This window comes from Nocardia sp. NPDC051750 (assembly GCF_044453135.1).
Lineage (GTDB): Bacteria > Actinomycetota > Actinomycetes > Mycobacteriales > Mycobacteriaceae > Nocardia.
On sequence record NZ_JBITCK010000001.1, the window covers coordinates 1109791 to 1127042 of the forward strand.

Genomic DNA, 17252 nt, shown 5'->3' on the forward strand with positions numbered 1-17252 from the left:
GATGTCCCTACCCCTTCCGCAGCGCGTACTCGTCGCCCCCAGCGGTTTCAAGGAAAGTCTCGGAGCCGGGACCGTGGCGTGCGCGATAGCCGCCGGTCTGCGGCGGGTGCTGCCGGGTGTGCATATCGATCTTGCCCCGATTGCCGACGGTGGTGAGGGCACCGCGGCCATGCTCGCCGGGACGACCGGTGGAATACTGCGCGACCTCGACGTGGTAGGTCCGGTGAACATCCCGGTGCGAGCGCAGTGGGCGCGGCTGGGGGCCGCGGCACCGGGGACTGCCGTGGTGGAGGTCGCCGCCGCGGCGGGCTTGCGACACGTGCCGCGGGAACTGCGAGATCCAGGTGTTACCACGACTTTCGGGGTCGGCCAGCTGATCGGCGCGGCCCTGGACTCGGGCGCCGGGACGATCGTTGTCGGGTGCGGTGATTCCGGTACCTGCGACGGTGGCGCCGGTGCGTTACAGGCGCTGGGTGCCCGGATCCTCGATGCTGCGGGCCGGGAAATCGGCAGCGGCGGCTACGAACTCGCGCGTGCCGCCCGATTGGACCTGTCCGGTCTGCACCCGCGGCTGGCACGCGCCGAGATCGTGGTGGCGGGAAATCCGCACAACCTACTGTGCGGGCCGCGCGGTGTCGCGCGGGTGTTCGGGCCACAGAAAGGGGCCACGCCCGCGCAGGTCGAGGCGCTGTCGTCCGCGTTGGACAATTGGGCGGCGGTACTCGAACGTGACGGCAGGGCCGGCAGTGATCTGCGCACCGGGCCGATGACCGGCGCGTCCGGTGGGATCGGCGCGGGCCTGGCCGGCGGGCTCGGCGCCCGGCTGCGCTCGCGCTTCGACGCACTGCTGGACTCCGGGCTCACCGGCGCAGACCTGGACCGCCGTATCGCCCGGGCCGATCTGGTCGTCACCGCGGAGGGCGCGATCGACCTGCAGACCCCGCACGGGAAAGTACCCGCCGAAATCGCCCGCCGCGCCCGGTTGCACGGTGTGCCGGTGGTGGCTCTGGCCGGCTCGCTGGGGGAGGGAGCGCCGCTGGTTCACGAGGTCGGTATCGGGGCGATCGCGTCGATCATCCCGGTGCCGATGGCCCTGGCCGACGCGGTGGCCGATGCGGAACGTCTGCTCACCGATGCCGCCGAACGGATGATGCGCATGCTGCTGGTCGGCGGCGCCCTCTCGGTACGGATGGGACGCGGCTCGGGCCGTCCCGTCCGTCCCGTCGGCCTCGGTGTCCGGCGCGCTACCGGGCCTCGGATCGGTGCGGCCCGCGGACGGGTCCGCGGTCGGCACCGATGAGATGAGTTCCGCCGTGCCGTGCGATTTCGGTGCCCGCACGGTTCGGCCGGGCGTCCGACGCGACCGAGTAGCTTCGGGTGCGGCAGCCCGCGAACCCGGAGGAGGTTCCCGACGCGGCGGTTCCGGAGAATCCTCCATCGCGTGGCTCGGTGACTGTCCTGGTCCGCGAGGGGCCGGTTCCGACGAGGATCGTCCAATCGACTTCGGGGTCGTCCGAGAGCGTGTGGTCAGTGCGCTGCAGGTGTCGCTGTGTAGTCCGGGAGGCTGTAATCCTCGGTCTCCGACAGCATGCGGGTCATCAGGGGCTGCATCACGCGCGACGTCGAGAGGCGGGCAACGGCGTGAGCGGCCCGAATTCCGGCCCGGGTGCGTGGGGCCATTACCTTCACCCCGCCCGGCGGGAGCTGCTGCGCGGTGTCGACGAACGGTCGCAGTGTCTCGGCGTAACGGGTGAGGGCGGCGGCCGGATCGCCTGGGGTGCGGAGGATTTCTCCGGCCAGTACGTAGGCGCCCACCAGGGCCATGGCCGTGCCCTGACCGCTCAGCGGTGACCCGCAGTAGCCGGCGTCGCCGACCAGCGCGATCCGTCCGGTCGTCCAGCGGGGCATGGTGATCTGGGCGAGCTCGTCGAAATAGAAGTCGTCGGCCCGTTCCATCGCGTCGATGATGGTGCCGGTCGTCCAGCCGCCGCCGGCGAGGCTTGTCCGGATGAGCTCTTGCTGGGCGGCGGTGTCGCGCCGGAGTGCCGGATCAGCGGCGGATCGGATGATGATCATCGCCTTCGATGTGGTGGAGTCGGCATCCGGCCGGAACCCGGCCACGATTCCGCCTGGCATCGAGTGCATGGTCATCCAGTGCGGTTCGATTCCGGCCGGCGTGGGCATGGTGAAGTAAGAGATGTAGGCGCCGAGATAGGTGCTGAACTGCTCTTCCGGCCCGAACGCCAGCCGGCGGGTGGCCGAATGCAGGCCGTCCGCGCCGACCACCAGGTCGAATTCCTCGGTGGTGCCGGAGGCGAAGTTCACTCGGACACCGCCGCTGTGTTCCCGCAGTTCGCGAATGAATTCCCCGTACCGGTAGTCGACCCCCGGGCAGCCGGGCCGGCCGGCGGCATCGGAAATCGCCTCCAGCAGGACCTGGTTCAGATCACCTCGGGTTATCTCGATTTCGGCGACAGCGCCGTTTCCGCCGAAGAGGTCGGCGGGCATTCGGAGTATTTCGCGTCCGGCGGCGTCGACATGCACCATGCCGCGCTCGTCGAGTTGGTAGCGGCTGATGCCCGGCATCAGCCCCATCTGTTCGGCGACGATCCGGCTGGGTCCGCGGAGGTCGACGGCCTGGCCACCGGGGCGGGGCGCGGGGGCGCGTTCGATCAGGGTCGGCCGGATGCCGGCGCGGGACAGTTGCAAGGCCACGGCATTGCCGGCGATACCGCCGCCGGAGATCAGCACTCGGGGGGTGGTCGCGGTGGGGCGTGTGGTCATCGGTTCCTCGCTCAAGTCTTGTTCGAATGTCTTAGACAAATGTCTAACACAGGAATAGCACGGCTGTCTAGAACAAATGTCTAAGACGATCGGCTAGAGTGGTGTCATGGGAAACAAGGAGGATCTGCTGGCCGCCGCGCGCTCCTGCATCTACGAGCGTGGATTCGCCGCGACCACGGCCAGGGATATCGCCACGAAAGCCGGCGTGAGCCTGGCCGCCATCGGCTACCACTTCGGATCAAAAGACCGCCTCCTCACCGAAGCTTTCACCGACGAAACCGGCCGGGTGATCGGCGACGACCTCGAGGACCGGATCCGCGCCACCGCGGGACAGTCGCCGGGCGCGGCGTTTTCGCAGGTGTGGGAGGGGATCGCGGAATTGTTCGCGCGGAACCGGGAGGTGCTGGTAGCGAGTGTGGAGAACTTGGCCCGGGTCCACCGGACGCCGAGCGAACAAGCGCGGATGGGGGAGTTGAGTGAATTCGGGATCGCCGAAATCGCGACCACGCTGGCCGAGACACATCCGGAAATGGACCCGCCACACGCCCGCGCACTCGCCGGGCTCTACATGATCGTGCTCAACGGATTGGTGATGCAGTGGATGAGCCACCCGGAGGGCGCCCTGCCCACCGGAGCGCAGCTCGGTGCGGCGATATCGGCGCTGAGCGGCGGAAAGGGTCCTGCCAACGAGAAAACCCCCGATCAGACGAGCTGATCAGGGGTCTATCGTGTCTCGACCACACGAGTCGGGGTGGCGGGATTTGAACCCACGACCTCTTCGTCCCGAACGAAGCGCGCTACCAAGCTGCGCCACACCCCGTGAAGCGAACCTGACGTAGCTTACATCAGGTTCGGTCCGGATAAGAAACCGGCTGCTCGAGGCCCATTTTCCGGTGTTACCGGGCGACGGCCTGCGAGGTCGAAACGCCCCGGCCGGAATCGGCGGCCGGCTTCTTCGGCGGCACCGCGACCAAGGTGAGCAGAGTCGCTTCGGGGCGGCAGCAGAAGCGGTAGGGCGCCCACGGTGAGGTGCCGATCCCGGCGGAGACGTGCAGTCGGGTGTGGGCGCCCCACTTGGACGGGCCCTTCACGCGGGAGCGGTCGATATCGCAGTTGGTGACCAAGGCGCCGTATCCGGGCAGGCACAGCTGGCCGCCGTGCGTGTGGCCGGCCAGGACCAGGTCGTAGCCGTCCTCGGCGAAGCGGTCCAGCACCCGCGGTTCGGGGGAATGGGTGAGGCCGAGCCGCAGATCGGCGAGCGGGTTGGGGGCGCCGGCGATGGTGTCGTAGCGGTCGCGCTGCATATGCGGGTCGTCGACGCCCGCGCTGGCGATCCGGATACCACCCACCTCGATATCGCGGCGGGTGTGCGTGAGATCCAGCCAGCCGCGTTCGGTGAACGCCGCGCGCAGATCCTTCCACGGCAGCGGAGCGCCGTGCACACGCTTGTGATTCTTGTCGAAGTACTTCAGCGGATTCTTCGGCACCGGCGCGAAGTAGTCGTTGCTGCCGAAGACGAAGAGCCCCGGACGGGACAGCAGCGGGCCCAGCGACTGCACCACCGCGGGCACGGCCTTCTGATGCGACAGGTTGTCCCCGGTGTTGATCACCAGGTCCGGTTCCAGCCGATCGAGTTCGCGCAGCCACTGCTGTTTGAGCTTCTGCCCGGGTGTCATGTGCAGATCGCTGATGTGCAATATCCGCAGCGGGGCGGAACCCGGCCGCAGCACCGGCATGGTGGTTTCGCGGAGAACGAAGGCATTGCGTTCGATCAGTGAGGCGTAGCCGACTCCGGCAGCCGCGGCTCCGGCGGCGCCGAACGCGGTCCGGCGCAGGGCCGACGTCGAGATCACGGGCATTTGCCCAGCATAGGTGACCAGCACGCGCTGTGCGCAGCGTGTTGAGCCACAGTTACGGCGGCGTGGCGGGCGGATGACCGGCCCCGGTACGCGTCCACCGGGCCTGTGGCCTTGGGAAACAATGCGATAACCGCATGTGGACACGCCCGGCGCGGACCGATAATCCGATGGGCGTGGCGAGGTGCAGCGGCTACCGTTGCGCCCATGTCGGAACTGAAATCGAGACTGCGCGCCGATATGACCGCAGCGATGAAGGCGAAGGAAACGCTGCGGCTGAACACGCTGCGCATGCTGCTGGCCGCTGTGCAGACTGCCGAGGTGGCCGGCAAGGAAGCCCGGGAGCTCTCCGATGCGGAGGTGATCGCGGTGCTGACCAAGGAAACGAAGAAACGTAACGAGGCGGCGGAAGTCTACGCCCAGGCCGGCCGTGGCGAGCTGGCGGCGAACGAACACGCCGAGGCGCGGATCATCGACGAATACCTGCCCACCCAGTTGACCGACGCCGAGGTCGCCGATGTCGCCGACACTGCGATCGCCCAGGTCGCGGAGGAACTGGGTGAGCGACCCGGTAAGCGGCAGATGGGTCAGGTCATGAAGGTCGCGACCGGGCTGGCCGCCGGTAAGGCCGATGGTTCGCGGATCTCGGCGGCGGTGAAGGCGCGGCTCTGAGCTCGATGAGCCGCGGTCCCGAACTCCGCGGGCCGCGCCTCATCGCCGGACTCACCGGGGGATCGGCACCGGAATGGGGATCGGTGGGAGGAACGGCGGGAGCGGTATCCCCGGCGCGTTCGGGGCCGGGGCGGGGGGCCGTCCCGGCGCCGGCGCTTCCCGGATGGTGCCGTCGCTGAGGTAGATCGTCACCTGCGACCCCGGAATCGCCGAACCGTTCGGGGTCGATCCGGTGACGGTGCCCTTCGGGGCCGAACCGGGCGAGGTCACCGAGGTGACCTTGAAACCGGCACCGGTCAGGGCGGCGGTCGCCTCGGCCGACGTCATCCCGACCACATCGGGAACCTGGGCGTTCTCGGCGCCGCGCACATACTTCTCGTCCAGGGGCGGCAGTAGCGGTGGCGGGTAGTTCCCCGAAACATCCTTCACGGCTTTGAACCAGGTCCTGGCGGGTTCGTTACCGCCGAAGAGACCGTTGGCGTCGCTCGCCGGGCAGTTGCGCAGCGGGAACGAGCAGATCTCCCCGGGCGTCGGGCTGTCGCCGTAGACGTAGACCGAGCCGGCCAGCGAATTGGTGAAGCCCACGAACGCCGAAGAGCGGTGACTTTCGGTGGTTCCGGTCTTGGCCGCCACAGGCCCGCTCCAGCCCGCCGCCGCGGCCGCCCCACCGGCGGTGCCCCCGGGATCGTGATCCTTGCCCATGGCATTGGCCAGCGTATTGGCCAGACCCGGTTCGACGACCTGTTCGCACGCCTGCTCGGTGAGCGGAACCGGCTTGCCGTACCGGTCGATGACCTCCGCGATCGGCGACGGCGGGCACCAGGTCCCGCCGGAGGCGAGAGTCGCCGCGACATTGGACAGCTCCAGCGGATTCACCGCGACCGGGCCGAGGGTGAACGAGCCGAGGTTCTGGCCCTTGATCATGTCGGCCAGGCTCTGGTTGTCGAATCCGGAGCTCCCCGGTTCGGTGTAGGAGCGCAGGCCGAGCCGGACCGCCATATCCACGGTGGGGGTCACGCCGACAGCCTGGATGAGTTTCACGAAGGCCGTGTTCGGGGAGGTGGCCAGCGCATCGGTCACCGACATCGGCGACCGGTAGTTGCCGGCGTTCTCGACGCAATAGGTGGCGGGCGGGCAGCCCGGGGCGCCACCGTTACCCATCCCGCGGGCGTCGAACCGGCCCGGGACGTCGAGCTGGGCGCTGATGCCCATCCCCTTCTCCATCGCCGCGGCGGTCGTGAAGAGTTTGAACACCGAGCCCGCGCCGTCACCGACCATCGAATACGGCTGGGCGAGCAGCGTCTCGTGTGCCTCCCGGTTCAGCCCGTAGGTCCGGCTGCTGGCCATTGCCACCAGCGGATGCTTGTCCTGGCCGGGGCCGATCAGTGACATGACTTCGGCGATATTCGGCAGGTGCGGGTCGGCGTGCTCGGTCACCGAGCGTTTGACCGAATCCTGTACGGCGGGGTCCAGGGTGGTGCGGATCAGATATCCGCCCTTCTGGATCTGCTCTTGGCTCAGCCCCGCTTCGGCCAGGTACTGCAGCGCGTAATCGCAGAAGAAGCCGCGATCACCGGCAGCGATGCAACCCTGCGGCAGGCCCTTCGGCTCGGGGAGGACGCCCAGCGGCTGGCTCTTCGCGGCGCGGAACTCCTCGGCCCGGCTGGGGATGTTCTGGATCATGGTGTCCAGGACGGTATTGCGCCGGTCGGTGACCCCCTCCGGGTTGGTGTAGGGGTTCAGCTTCGAACTGCTCTGCACCATGCCGGCCAGCATCGCGGCCTGCCCGACATTCAGGTCTTTGGCGTCGATACCGAAGTAGGTCTGGGCGGCGTCCTGGATGCCGTAGGACGAGTTGCCGAACGGCACCAGGTTCAGATACCGGGTGAGGATCTCGTCCTTGCTGAGCTCTTTGTCCAGGGTGAGCGCCATCCGGATCTCGCGGATCTTGCGCGCGGGGGTGGTCTCGATGGCGGCCCGGCGTTCGGCGTCGGTTTTCGCGACCACCAGCAGGTTGAAGTTCTTCACGTACTGCTGGTCGAGGGTCGAGGCGCCCTGCTGGACCTCACCGCTGCTGGTGTTGGTGAGGAAGGCGCGGATGGTGCCCTGCCAGTCGACGCCGTGATGGTCCGCGAAGCGTTTGTCCTCGATGGAGACGATGGCCAGCTTCATATCGTTGGAGATCTGATCGCTGGGCACCTCGAAGCGGCGCTGCTCGTACAGATAGGCGATCGGGTTCCCGGCTGCGTCCACCATGGTTGACACGGCGGGCACGGTTCCCTCGACCAGTTCCGCCGACACGTTGTCGACGGCGTCGGCGGCGCGATTCGAGACGAATCCGAAACCTCCGGCGACCGGGAACAACATTCCGGCTACGAGTACGGAGGCGAGTAGACAGCTGCCCGCCAGCTTGAGGAGCGCACGTGTCATCGGCACAGCACCAGCGTAGAGGGTTGCCGTTCGGCGTCCGTGAAGTGTGGACATCCGGTGTTGTGTCCCCGGATTCGCCGATTGTGCGGCCGGACCGGACGAGGGCGCCTGACGTGCATATTCGGGCGTGGGGGCGGGCAACGGCTCCGGTGTCGCAGGGACGGTCGTACCAAAAAGTCATCATCCGGTCTTGCGCTCGCGGCATACCTTTACCTAGATTGAGAGCTCAGTGTGATAGAGCTAACACTCAATGTGGAATGTGGTGCACTTCGCAGCGGGGTTCGGGTTGCTGCGGAGTACACGCGATTCCGGAGCGCCGTGACCCGGTGTTCGGACTGGCAAAGGGGCACACCAAATGCACATGACAACCCCCGTCGCTCGATTGGACGTAGAGCAGGCCGAAGCGAGGATCGCCTGGGTTTCCCAGGCCCGATGCAAGGAAGTCGATCCCGATCAGCTGTTCGTACGCGGCGCGGCCCAGCGCAAAGCGGCGACGATCTGCCGGCACTGCCCGGTCCTGATGGAGTGCGGGGCGGACGCCCTGGACAACAGGGTCGAGTTCGGGGTGTGGGGTGGTATGACCGAGCGGCAGCGACGGGCGCTGCTCAAGCAACATCCGGAGGTGACCTCCTGGTCGGACTTCTTCCATGCCCAGCGTCAGCACCAGATAGCGATGTAGTGAATTCCCGATAAGACGACCGACGGCCGCCGGGCACTCGAATTCTCGAGTGCCCGGCGGCCGAATGGTCGGTGGGCGAGAGCCTGCGGCTATGGGCAGAGGGTCACCCGGCGGCCTCGGTTTCCGCACCCGCCAGCTGAGCCCCGACGGCCCGCAGCGCAGCCAGATCGGTGACATCGAACGGCAGCGCGGTGACCGACACCATCGGCACCCGCGGGTGGGCTCCGGTGAACCGCTGCAGCAGATGTTGTTCACGCCGCGCGGTCGCGACCCGGTGGGCATGCACGCGCAACACACCCGCCGTGAGCGGGTCGGCTTCGGCGAGCCGGTCGGCGGCGGTGAGGGCATGATCGGCCGGCAATGAGCACAGCACCGGGTGCGTCCGGTTGAGCACCAGTCCGGCCAGCGGCATCTTCTCGGTGGACAGCCGGTCCACGAAGAACGACGCTTCGCGCAGCGCGTCCGGTTCCGGAGCGGCGACCACCAGAAAGTGAGTGCCGGGTTTGGCGAGCATCGCGAAGGTGCGGTTGGCCCGCTCCTGGAATCCGCCGAACAGCGATTCCAGCGACTGCAGGAAGTTCGAGGCATCCTTGAGCATCTGACCGCCCACGATGGTGGACACCCCGCGGACCGCCAGGCTCATCGCGCCGGTGACGAAACGCCCGACCCCACGGCCGGGTGCCATGATGACCCGGATCATCCGGCCGTCGAGAAAATTGCCGAGGCGTTTCGGCGCGTCCAGGAAGTCCAGCGCATTACGGGACGGCGGGGTGTCCACGACGATGAGATCCCATTCCCGGTGCCCGGCGAGCTGGCCCAGTTTCTCCATCGCCATGTACTCCTGAGTGCCGCCGAACGATGAGGCGACTGCCTGATAGAAGGGGTTGGCGAAGATCTGTTCGGCCTTGTCCGGGGTGGTGTGCTCGAGCACCATATCGTCGAACGTGCGCCGCATGTTCAGCATCATGGCGTGCAGTTCGCCTTTGGCCTCCGGTCCCAGGGCGACGCGCTGCGGACTGTTGTCCAGATCGGCGACCCCCAGCGACTGGGCCAGTCGCCGCGCCGGGTCGATCGTGAGGACCACGACCTTGCGGCCCTGTTCGGCCGCGCGCAGCGCGATCGCCGCGGCGGTGGTGGTCTTGCCCACGCCGCCGGAACCACAGCACACCACGACCCGCGCGGTGGGGTCGGCGAGGATGCCGGAGATATCCAGGGGCACCGGGCCCGCCGGTCGGGTGCTCATCGGACTCCCTGTTCGTTCAGATAGGCGGCTAGTTCGTAGAGACCACCGAGATCCATACCCTCCGCCAGGGTGGGCAACTGCAATCGCGCGATATCCAGATCCAGCAGGTCCGCGGCGCTCTGGTCCTGGGCGCTCAACGTCGCCGAATGCTCGACCGTCTCGGTGAGCAGGCCGGCGAAATCGGTCGCGGTCAGGCTGATTCCGGCGGCTTCCAAACCCGCGCGCAGGGCCTCGGTATCGAGCTCGCCGGCCGCCGCGCTACCACGCGTTTCGGTGCTCAGCGGGCTCTGCGCGGCGCGGTTGACGATCACGCTGCCGATCCGCAGGTCGTTCGCCCGCAGCTCGGCGACGGCGTCGAGGGTTTCCTGGACCGGGAGCGCCTCGAGCAGAGTGACCAGATGGATCATCGTCTGGTCCGAGTGCAGCAGCCGGGAGACGCTTTCGGCCTGCCCGGCGATCGGGCCCCCCTTGGCGAGTTCGGCCATCGCCTTGGTGACATCGAGGAAGCTCGCGATCCGACCGGTCGGCGGGGCGTCGACCACCACCTCGTCGTAGGCCGGGCGCCCCTGTTTGCCGGCCCGGACCACGCACTCCTTGATCTTGCCGGTCAGGATGACATCCCGCAGGCCCGGCGCGATGGTGGTGACGAAATCGATGGCACCCATCCGCCGCATGGCGCGCCCGGCGAACCCGAGGTTGTAGAACATCTCGAGGTATTCGAGGAACGCGTGCTCGATATCGAGTGCCAGTGCCACCACCTCGCCGCCGCCGTCCGCGGTGGCAATCTTCGTTTCGGTGGGTGGCAGCGGCGGCAGATCGAACAACTGCGCGATCGACTGCCGGTTCTCGACCTCGACCAGCAGCACCCGCCGCCCACCCGCGGCCAGCGCCAGCGCCAGCGCGCCGGAGACCGTGGATTTACCGGTGCCGCCCTTACCGGATACGTAGTGCAGACGGGCATTCGCCGCACGTTCGGGCCACCCGGTTTTCCGATCCGGTTCGGCCGATTCCGACATCGTCGTTGGTTCTGCCACGGTCGCGAGCCTATAACCCGGACTGGACGGATGCCCGCATACTCCGGTTCGCAGCTCTGTGGTGTACCAGACACCGGGATACGACACCTGTTCGGCGACACCGGTCCTGCGCCCGGAGTCCGGCCGGGTACCCAGTACGCTCGGTGCGCATGAGCGATATCACCCAGTGGGAATACGCGACCGTACCGCTGCTGACCCATGCGACCAAGCAGATCCTGGACCAGTGGGGCGCCGACGGCTGGGAACTGGTGACCGTGCTGCCCGGCCCCACCGGGGAACAGCACGTCGCGTACCTCAAGCGGCCGAAGCAGTAAGCGCCATGGGGGAATCCACCGAGCACGGACCCGCCACCGAATGGCGGGCGAACCTCGACCGGCTGGGACTGACGGTGCCCGAGGTGGTGGCACCGGTTGCTGCCTACCTGCCTGCGGTGCGCACCGGATCGTACGTGTACACCTCCGGGCAGTTGCCGTTCGTCGCGGGTGAACTGTCGGCGGCCGGCAAGGTCGGTGCGGAAGTCACCGTCGGCGACGCGGTGCTCGCGGCCCGCTGGTGCGCGCTCAACGCGCTGGCCGCGGTCCACGATCTGGTGGGCCTCGACGAGGTCGTGCGGATCGTGAAAGTGGTCGGCTTCGTGGCCTCCGCACCCGGATTCACCGACCAGCCGCTGGTGATCAACGGCGCCTCGGAATTCCTGGGCGAGGTGTTCGGCCCGGCCGGCGCGCACGCGCGATCGGCGGTCGGGGTCTTCGAACTGCCCAGGAACACCCCGGTGGAGGTCGAACTGATCGCCGAGGTCCGATAGACAGGACAGGACCGGCGGGGTCGCGCCGCGGCCCGTAGATTCGACTGTGCCGCTTTCTGATCGGAGGTGTCGTAGATGACACTCACTCATCCGGCCTACGGGCAATTGCGTGCCGTCACGCCGTCGGCGGCGGTGCTGCTCGCGAACAATCCAGGGCCGATGACCCTGGACGGGACCAACACCTGGATCCTGCGCGCACCCGGGCATACCGACTGTGTGGTCGTGGATCCGGGCCCGGATATGCCGGAACATATCGCCGCGATCGCCGAGGCGACCGGCGGTGCGGTGGCGCTCACCCTGATCACCCATCGCCACCCCGACCACACCGGCGGGATCGACGAACTGGTCCGGCTGACCGGGTCACCGGTGCGCTCGATGGATCCGGAGTTCCTGCGGGGAGATGTCGCGCCGCTCACCGACGGTGAGGTCATCGAAGTCGCCGGTCTGCGGATCACCGTGCTGCACACGCCGGGACACACCGCCGATTCGGTGAGCTTCCTGCTCGCGGACGCGGTGCTGAGCGGTGACACCGTCCTCGGGCGCGGTACCACCGTGCTGGACCGTGACGGCACGCTGCGCGACTACCTGTGCTCGATGGACCGGCTCCTGGAGGCCGGCGCAGGACTGGCATTGCTGCCCGCGCACGGACCGGACCACCCCGACCTGGAGCCGGTGGCGCGGTACTACATCGCACACCGGCACGAGCGGCTCGCGCAGGTCCGGGCCGCGCTGGACGAACTCGGCGCGGACGCCGACGCGATGGCTGTGGTGCGCAAGGTGTACGTGGACGTGGACGAAAGCCTGTGGCCCGCGGCGCGTAGCTCGGTCGAATCGCAGCTGACGTATCTGCGGTCGGAAACCGGCGCCTGACGGCGTAATGGGGTGAAGCCCGGGTAGCGCTGCCGCGCGACCCGGGCTCCCTCAGACTTCGCTGAACTCGGCGGGCACGAAATCAGCGGGCGCGGCGCGCCAGCCGTTCGGAATCGGAGATCAGCACGCTCTTGCCCTCGAGGCGCAGCCAGCCGCGATGCGCGAAATCGGCGAGCGCCTTGTTGACGGTCTCGCGGGAGGCACCCACCAGCTGAGCGATCTCTTCCTGGGTCAGATCGTGGGTGACCCGCAGCGCCCCGGCTTCCTGCGTACCGAAACGCTGGGCGAGCTGCAGCAGCGCCTTGGCGACCCGCCCCGGGACGTCGGTGAAGATCAGGTCCGCGAGGTTGTTGTTGGTGCGGCGCAGCCGGCGGGCCAGCACCCGCAGCAGCTGTTCGGCGATTTCCGGGCGCTGATCGATCCAGGACTTGAGCGCGTCACGGTCCATGGTGACGGCACGGACCTCGGTCACCGTGGTGGCGGTGGAGGTACGCGGGCCCGGATCGAAGATGGACAGCTCGCCGAACATATCCGACGGCCCCATGATGGTCAGCAGATTCTCCCGGCCGTCCGGGGAACGCCGCCCGAGCTTCACCTTGCCGGACGTGATGATGTACAGCCGGTCACCCGGTTCACCCTCGTTGAAGATGACGTGGCCGCGGGGGAAATCCACCGGCTGCAACTGTTTGGTGAGCGCAGCCACCGCGGTGGGCTCAACGCCTTGGAAGATGCCTGCTCTGGCGAGGGCCTCGTCCACGAATGTGCTCCTTATCGGGAATGGCTGTAGTCGTCGGACCGAAGTGGTTCGGCCGACAGTGCAGTCTACGCGGCCTTATCGGCGCGCAGTGACAGACACCACGTAAGGAAGGTTACCGGGATCGGGCCGGAGCAGTGCAGCGGGCGTACGGATCAGCTCGCGCGAGCGATATCGAGGGACTCCCCGGCCTCCTCGCTGCGATTGCGGCGCTTGCGCATACGCGCCACCGCCGCCGGTAGGCCGAGCTTTGTCAGCTCGTTGACCTCGGCGTTGCTGGCCTTGTCCAGGTAGGCCTGAACTTCCTCGTCGGGCTCGACAAGTTTGCGAAGACGGTTCTCCACTCGTTCCATGCCGAGGGCGAACAGCATCAACACCACTGGGAAGAGCGCCACAGCGAGTCCTTGCATGCCGGGTAGTAAACACGGTCGAGGTCTCAGATGGAATACGGGACCAGAACTGGCAGGGCAACGTTGTCGGAGGGTTCCGTATGGTGGATGGGTGCGAATCACCCCCTCCGATACCGCTGGAAGCCCCCTTTCCGGCACTGCCACGGAAAGCGCGGAACCCGCGGTGTCCGGTGGGGTCGGAAATCGGAAAAGTCGTTCCCGACCGGCGGAAACCCGTTTGGGACTGGTGCGCCGCGCGCGCCGGATGAACCGGATGCTGGCGCGGGCATTTCCGGATGCGCATTGCGAGCTGGATTTCGGGACACCGCTGGAACTCGCGGTGGCCACGATCCTTTCCGCGCAGTGCACCGATGTGCGAGTGAATATGACCACTCCGGCGCTTTTCGCCGCGTATCCGGATGCCCGCGCGTACGCCGAGGCGAACCGTACGGAGCTGGAGGAACTCATCCGGCCGACCGGTTTCTACCGCAACAAGACCAACTCGCTGATCGGTCTCGGGCAGGCCCTGCTCGAACAATACGACGGTGAATTGCCTCACACGATGGCGGAGCTGGTCCGGTTGCCCGGCATCGGGCGTAAGACTGCCAATGTCATTCTCGGTAATGCCTTCGGAATTCCGGGTATCACGGTCGATACCCATTTCGGGCGTCTGGTGCGGCGCTGGGGCTGGACGACCGAGGAGGACCCGGTCAAGGTCGAGCACATCGTGGGCGCGCTCATCGAACGCAAGGAGTGGACACTGCTGTCCCATCGGGTGATCTTCCATGGGCGCCGTGTCTGCCATGCCCGCAAACCCGCCTGCGGTGTGTGTGTCCTGGCCAAGGATTGTCCGTCGTTCGGCGCCGGTCCGACCGATCCGGATAGTGCGGCCGCATTGGTCAAGGGTCCGGAAGCGGCGCATCTGCTCGAACTGGTGGGCCGTTGAGCCGAGTACCGGTTTTCTGGAAATGGGCGTTGACGGCGGTGATCGTGGCATTGGCGGCGGTGGTGGCGCTGTGGCCGCGTGGATCGGATTCCGGGGAATCCGGTGTGCGTCCGGAACCGGCACAGCAGATCGATCCCGCGTTGCGGCAGGCTTCGGGCGTGGCGGAGTGCCCCCCGGACTCCGCTTCCCCGGCAGCGGCCGGTCCGTTGGCGGATATCGTGCTGAGTTGCCTGTCCGACGGAGCCGCAGCCGCACCCGGCCGGATGACCGGCGAGCCGATGGTGCTGAATTTGTGGGCCTACTGGTGTGAACCCTGCCGTGCCGAGCTGCCGCTGTTCCAGGAATACGCGGACCGAGCCGGGCCCGCGGTGCGGGTGCTGACCGTGCACAGCGATCCGGACGAGGCGAAAGCGCTCGCATTGCTCGCCGCGCTCAATCAGGAGCTCCGGGCACAGCACCGCCCGGAATTACACCTCGCGGCCATGCAGGATCCGGAGGCCCGGGTCCGGGCGGCGGCGCAGGCGCCGAACGCGCTGCCGATCACCGTGCTGATCCGGCCGGATGGTTCCATTGCCGAATACGTCGCCCGGCCGTTCCGCGATGTGACCGATATCGCCAACACTGTGGCGGGTGCACTGGGAGTCAGCGCATGATGCGATACCTCCGCCTTCGCTGCGGCCCCCGCCGACCGCATGCAAACGCATCGAGGGAGATTTCGTGATGCGATACCTCCGCCTTCGCTCCGGCCTCCGCCGACCGCATGCAGACACTTCGAGGGAGATCTAGTGATCGAAGGTGAACTGCCGTCCTGGTTGAGTGGGGCGGCCGGTCCCGGGCAGCCCGATTTCTCCGACACCCTGGGCCGGGCGCGGGCACTGCGCCGCGCGATGGCGGGTCAGGTCCGGCAGGCCGCCGTGCTGGTGTTGTTCGCCGGTGACCCGGCCGGGGATCCGGCGGCGCCCGGCGGCCTGCCCGCGGACGCCGAGGTACTGCTGACCCAGCGCGCGTCCACCATGCGTAACCATCGTGGGCAGGTCGCCTTTCCCGGCGGTGCCGTGGATTCCGATGACGACGGGCCGGTCGGCACCGCCCTGCGGGAGGCATGGGAAGAGACCGGGCTCGATCGGGCGGGGGTCGAGCCGATCACGACCCTGCCGAAGCTGTTCGTACCGCCCTCGCGTTTCGATGTGACACCGGTCGTCGCCTACTGGCGGACTCCGAGTGAGGTCCGTGTGATGGACCGCGCGGAAACCGATCGGGTGGTCCGGGTACCGATGGCCGACCTGCTCGATCCGGCCAATCGATTCATGGTGCGCAGCGCGCTCGGCTACCACAGTCCGGCGTTTCAGGTGGACGGGATGTTGGTGTGGGGGCTGACCGGCGGCATACTGGCCGGACTCGTGACTTCGCTGGGCTGGGAATCGGAATGGGACCGAACCGACGTGCGTGATCTGGAACAGGCGCTGGCCGCGGTGGGGATGGTGTTGTGAGTTCTTCGGCGTGGCTCGATATCGCGGTGGTCATCTTGGCGCTGCTGGCTGCCTCCTCGGGCTGGCGGCAGGGTGCGGTGGGTTCCGCGCTGGCATTCCTCGGGGTAGTGCTGGGCGCTGTCGCCGGCATCCTGATCGCCCCGCACATCCTCGTGCACATCGACGAGGGCCGCAGCCGGGTGCTGGCCGGTGTACTGCTCATCGTGCTGCTGGTGATTGTCGGCGAGATCGCCGGGATGGTGCTCGGCCGGGCGGCGCGTAGCGGGATGCGGCATCCGTTCGCGCGCGGGGCCGACAGCTCGGTCGGCGCGGTGCTCATGGCCGGTGCCGTACTGGTGACCGCGTGGCTGCTGGCGCTGCCGCTGGCGACCTCCTCGCAGCCGGCAATCGCCGCGGCGATCAACAGTTCCCGCGTGCTCGCCGATGTCAACCGGGTCGCGCCGGACTGGTTGCGCACGCTGCCGAACGAGTTCTCGAAGCTGCTGAACACCTCGGGCCTGCCGGACGTCATCGGACCGTTCGGCCGCGCGCCCATCGCCGCGGTGGAACCACCGGACCCCAGTGTGCTGAGCACCCCGGTGGCCGAATCGCTGCAGCAGAGTGTGCTGCGGATCCGCGGTGTCGCGCCGAGTTGCCAGCGGGCACTGGAGGGTTCGGGGTTTGTTGTGGCACCGGAGCGGGTGATGACGAATGCGCACGTGGTGGCCGGAACCACCAGTGTGACGGTGGATTCGGCGGCCGGACCGCTGGACGCGACTGTGGTGGAATTCGATCCGTCCATGGATATCGCGGTGCTGTTGGTACCGGGGCTGACGGCGCCGGTGATCCCGCAGGCGCCGGAACCGGCCGCTTCGGGCGAAAGCGCCATCGTGCTCGGTTATCCGGGTGGCGGCCGCTATACGGCGAGCGCGGCCCGGGTCCGGGAAACCCTGGACCTCACCGGGCCCACCATCTACCGGGATGGGACGGTCGAACGCGAGGTCTACACGGTGCGGGGTCAGGTGCGGGCCGGTAACTCGGGCGGACCGCTGGTCGACGCCGAGGGGAACGTGCTGGGTGTGGTGTTCGGTGCCGCGGTCACCGACGACGACACCGGATATGTGCTGACGCTGAACGAGGTCCGGGAACGGGTCACCGCGGCTCCTGCGTCCACCCTGCCGGTCGCTACGGGCCCCTGTGTCCTGAGCTGACCGCATCCTGCGCTGGGCGCACCAGGCCGCGGTAAGGAGCGGCCGGGTTCGCGGGCCGGGCATCGAGCCGATGCATTCGGTGGGTGGGCTACCGCTGCGCCGCGGCCGGC

Annotated in this window: 18 protein-coding genes and 1 tRNA gene; 11 read left to right on the forward strand and 8 right to left on the reverse strand. The window is 67.9% G+C overall.

Going from position 1 to position 17252, the window contains the following annotated elements; genetic code table 11:
• Position 1: 1 nt before the first annotated feature.
• Positions 2-1300, forward strand: a complete 1299-nt coding sequence (locus ACIA75_RS04795; RefSeq protein WP_397099932.1) for a glycerate kinase — start codon at positions 2-4, stop codon at positions 1298-1300.
• Between the two features lie 227 nt (positions 1301-1527).
• On the opposite strand, the gene ACIA75_RS04800 is transcribed toward ACIA75_RS04795, so the two are convergent.
• A complete protein-coding gene (locus ACIA75_RS04800; protein WP_397099934.1) occupies positions 1528-2784 on the reverse strand; it encodes an FAD-dependent monooxygenase in 1257 nt (418 codons plus the stop codon).
• A 106-nt stretch (positions 2785-2890) separates the two neighbouring features.
• Here ACIA75_RS04800 and ACIA75_RS04805 point away from each other — a divergent pair, with 106 nt between their 5' ends.
• On the forward strand, positions 2891-3499 hold the full coding sequence (locus ACIA75_RS04805; RefSeq protein ID WP_397099936.1) for a TetR/AcrR family transcriptional regulator: 609 nt from the start codon (positions 2891-2893) through the stop codon (positions 3497-3499).
• 31 nt (positions 3500-3530) lie between these two features.
• On the opposite strand, the gene ACIA75_RS04810 is transcribed toward ACIA75_RS04805, so the two are convergent.
• Together ACIA75_RS04810 and ACIA75_RS04815 are read right to left on the reverse strand one after the other, a co-directional pair.
• Positions 3531-3604, reverse strand: a tRNA-Pro gene (locus ACIA75_RS04810).
• A gap of 76 nt (positions 3605-3680) precedes the next feature.
• On the reverse strand, positions 3681-4643 hold the full coding sequence (locus ACIA75_RS04815) for a metallophosphoesterase (protein ID WP_397099938.1): 963 nt from the start codon (positions 4641-4643) through the stop codon (positions 3681-3683).
• A 204-nt stretch (positions 4644-4847) separates the two neighbouring features.
• Between ACIA75_RS04815 and ACIA75_RS04820 the strand changes: the two genes are divergently transcribed.
• The gene (locus tag ACIA75_RS04820) at positions 4848-5312 is read left to right on the forward strand and encodes a GatB/YqeY domain-containing protein (RefSeq protein WP_397099940.1); all 465 of its coding nucleotides are present in this window, start codon (positions 4848-4850) and stop codon (positions 5310-5312) included.
• A 51-nt stretch (positions 5313-5363) separates the two neighbouring features.
• On the opposite strand, the gene ACIA75_RS04825 is transcribed toward ACIA75_RS04820, so the two are convergent.
• Positions 5364-7742 (reverse strand): penicillin-binding protein, encoded by a 2379-nt coding sequence (locus ACIA75_RS04825; protein WP_397100935.1) that lies wholly within the window; start codon positions 7740-7742, stop codon positions 5364-5366.
• 355 nt (positions 7743-8097) lie between these two features.
• Here ACIA75_RS04825 and ACIA75_RS04830 point away from each other — a divergent pair, with 355 nt between their 5' ends.
• A complete protein-coding gene (locus ACIA75_RS04830; protein WP_397099942.1) occupies positions 8098-8421 on the forward strand; it encodes a WhiB family transcriptional regulator in 324 nt (107 codons plus the stop codon).
• Positions 8422-8524: 103 nt separating this feature from the next.
• On the opposite strand, the gene ACIA75_RS04835 is transcribed toward ACIA75_RS04830, so the two are convergent.
• Together ACIA75_RS04835 and ACIA75_RS04840 are read right to left on the reverse strand one after the other, a co-directional pair.
• Positions 8525-9664, reverse strand: a complete 1140-nt coding sequence (locus ACIA75_RS04835; protein ID WP_397099944.1) for an ArsA family ATPase — start codon at positions 9662-9664, stop codon at positions 8525-8527.
• Complete coding sequence (locus tag ACIA75_RS04840) at positions 9661-10680, reverse strand: ArsA-related P-loop ATPase (RefSeq protein WP_397100937.1); 1020 nt, start codon at positions 10678-10680, stop codon at positions 9661-9663. The genes ACIA75_RS04835 and ACIA75_RS04840 overlap by 4 nt, the downstream gene beginning before the upstream one ends.
• 167 nt (positions 10681-10847) lie before the next feature.
• Between ACIA75_RS04840 and ACIA75_RS04845 the strand changes: the two genes are divergently transcribed.
• From ACIA75_RS04845 to ACIA75_RS04855, 3 genes are all read left to right on the forward strand, one after another.
• A complete protein-coding gene (locus tag ACIA75_RS04845; RefSeq protein WP_280402308.1) occupies positions 10848-11012 on the forward strand; it encodes a DUF4177 domain-containing protein in 165 nt (54 codons plus the stop codon).
• A 5-nt stretch (positions 11013-11017) separates the two neighbouring features.
• Positions 11018-11503 carry a RidA family protein gene (locus tag ACIA75_RS04850; protein WP_397099947.1) on the forward strand — a complete coding sequence of 162 codons (486 nt, stop codon included), beginning with the start codon at positions 11018-11020 and terminating at the stop codon, positions 11501-11503.
• A 75-nt stretch (positions 11504-11578) separates the two neighbouring features.
• On the forward strand, positions 11579-12373 hold the full coding sequence (locus ACIA75_RS04855) for an MBL fold metallo-hydrolase (protein ID WP_397099949.1): 795 nt from the start codon (positions 11579-11581) through the stop codon (positions 12371-12373).
• Positions 12374-12455: 82 nt separating this feature from the next.
• Here the strand turns inward: ACIA75_RS04855 and ACIA75_RS04860 are convergent, their stop codons facing one another.
• Together ACIA75_RS04860 and ACIA75_RS04865 are read right to left on the reverse strand one after the other, a co-directional pair.
• Positions 12456-13130 (reverse strand): Crp/Fnr family transcriptional regulator, encoded by a 675-nt coding sequence (locus ACIA75_RS04860; protein WP_357243108.1) that lies wholly within the window; start codon positions 13128-13130, stop codon positions 12456-12458.
• A gap of 152 nt (positions 13131-13282) precedes the next feature.
• Positions 13283-13522: a hypothetical protein gene (locus tag ACIA75_RS04865; protein WP_397099951.1), complete on the reverse strand. Its 240-nt coding sequence runs from the start codon at positions 13520-13522 to the stop codon at positions 13283-13285.
• A 178-nt stretch (positions 13523-13700) separates the two neighbouring features.
• Here ACIA75_RS04865 and nth point away from each other — a divergent pair, with 178 nt between their 5' ends.
• From nth to ACIA75_RS04885, 4 genes are all read left to right on the forward strand, one after another.
• Positions 13701-14462, forward strand: a complete 762-nt coding sequence (nth, locus tag ACIA75_RS04870) for an endonuclease III (protein WP_397100939.1) — start codon at positions 13701-13703, stop codon at positions 14460-14462.
• Positions 14459-15115, forward strand: coding sequence for a TlpA family protein disulfide reductase (locus ACIA75_RS04875; protein WP_397099953.1), 657 nt, complete (start codon positions 14459-14461; stop codon positions 15113-15115). The genes nth and ACIA75_RS04875 overlap by 4 nt, the downstream gene beginning before the upstream one ends.
• Positions 15116-15250: 135 nt before the next feature.
• A complete protein-coding gene (locus tag ACIA75_RS04880) occupies positions 15251-15952 on the forward strand; it encodes an NUDIX hydrolase (protein ID WP_397100941.1) in 702 nt (233 codons plus the stop codon).
• Positions 15949-17142: a MarP family serine protease gene (locus tag ACIA75_RS04885; protein ID WP_397099955.1), complete on the forward strand. Its 1194-nt coding sequence runs from the start codon at positions 15949-15951 to the stop codon at positions 17140-17142. Before ACIA75_RS04880 ends, ACIA75_RS04885 begins: the two co-directional genes overlap by 4 nt.
• The last annotated feature ends 110 nt before the right edge of the window (positions 17143-17252 follow it).

Coding starts and splice junctions, on each gene's coding strand:
- ACIA75_RS04795 (WP_397099932.1), top strand. CDS start 2: ATGTCCCTACCCCTTCCGCAGCGCGTACTCGTCGCCCCCAGCGGTTTC.
- ACIA75_RS04800 (WP_397099934.1), bottom strand. CDS start 2,784: ATGACCACACGCCCCACCGCGACCACCCCCCGAGTGCTGATCTCCGGC.
- ACIA75_RS04805 (WP_397099936.1), top strand. CDS start 2,891: ATGGGAAACAAGGAGGATCTGCTGGCCGCCGCGCGCTCCTGCATCTAC.
- ACIA75_RS04815 (WP_397099938.1), bottom strand. CDS start 4,643: ATGCCCGTGATCTCGACGTCGGCCCTGCGCCGGACCGCGTTCGGCGCC.
- ACIA75_RS04820 (WP_397099940.1), top strand. CDS start 4,848: ATGTCGGAACTGAAATCGAGACTGCGCGCCGATATGACCGCAGCGATG.
- ACIA75_RS04825 (WP_397100935.1), bottom strand. CDS start 7,742: ATGACACGTGCGCTCCTCAAGCTGGCGGGCAGCTGTCTACTCGCCTCC.
- ACIA75_RS04830 (WP_397099942.1), top strand. CDS start 8,098: ATGCACATGACAACCCCCGTCGCTCGATTGGACGTAGAGCAGGCCGAA.
- ACIA75_RS04835 (WP_397099944.1), bottom strand. CDS start 9,664: ATGAGCACCCGACCGGCGGGCCCGGTGCCCCTGGATATCTCCGGCATC.
- ACIA75_RS04840 (WP_397100937.1), bottom strand. CDS start 10,680: ATGTCGGAATCGGCCGAACCGGATCGGAAAACCGGGTGGCCCGAACGT.
- ACIA75_RS04845 (WP_280402308.1), top strand. CDS start 10,848: ATGAGCGATATCACCCAGTGGGAATACGCGACCGTACCGCTGCTGACC.
- ACIA75_RS04850 (WP_397099947.1), top strand. CDS start 11,018: ATGGGGGAATCCACCGAGCACGGACCCGCCACCGAATGGCGGGCGAAC.
- ACIA75_RS04855 (WP_397099949.1), top strand. CDS start 11,579: ATGACACTCACTCATCCGGCCTACGGGCAATTGCGTGCCGTCACGCCG.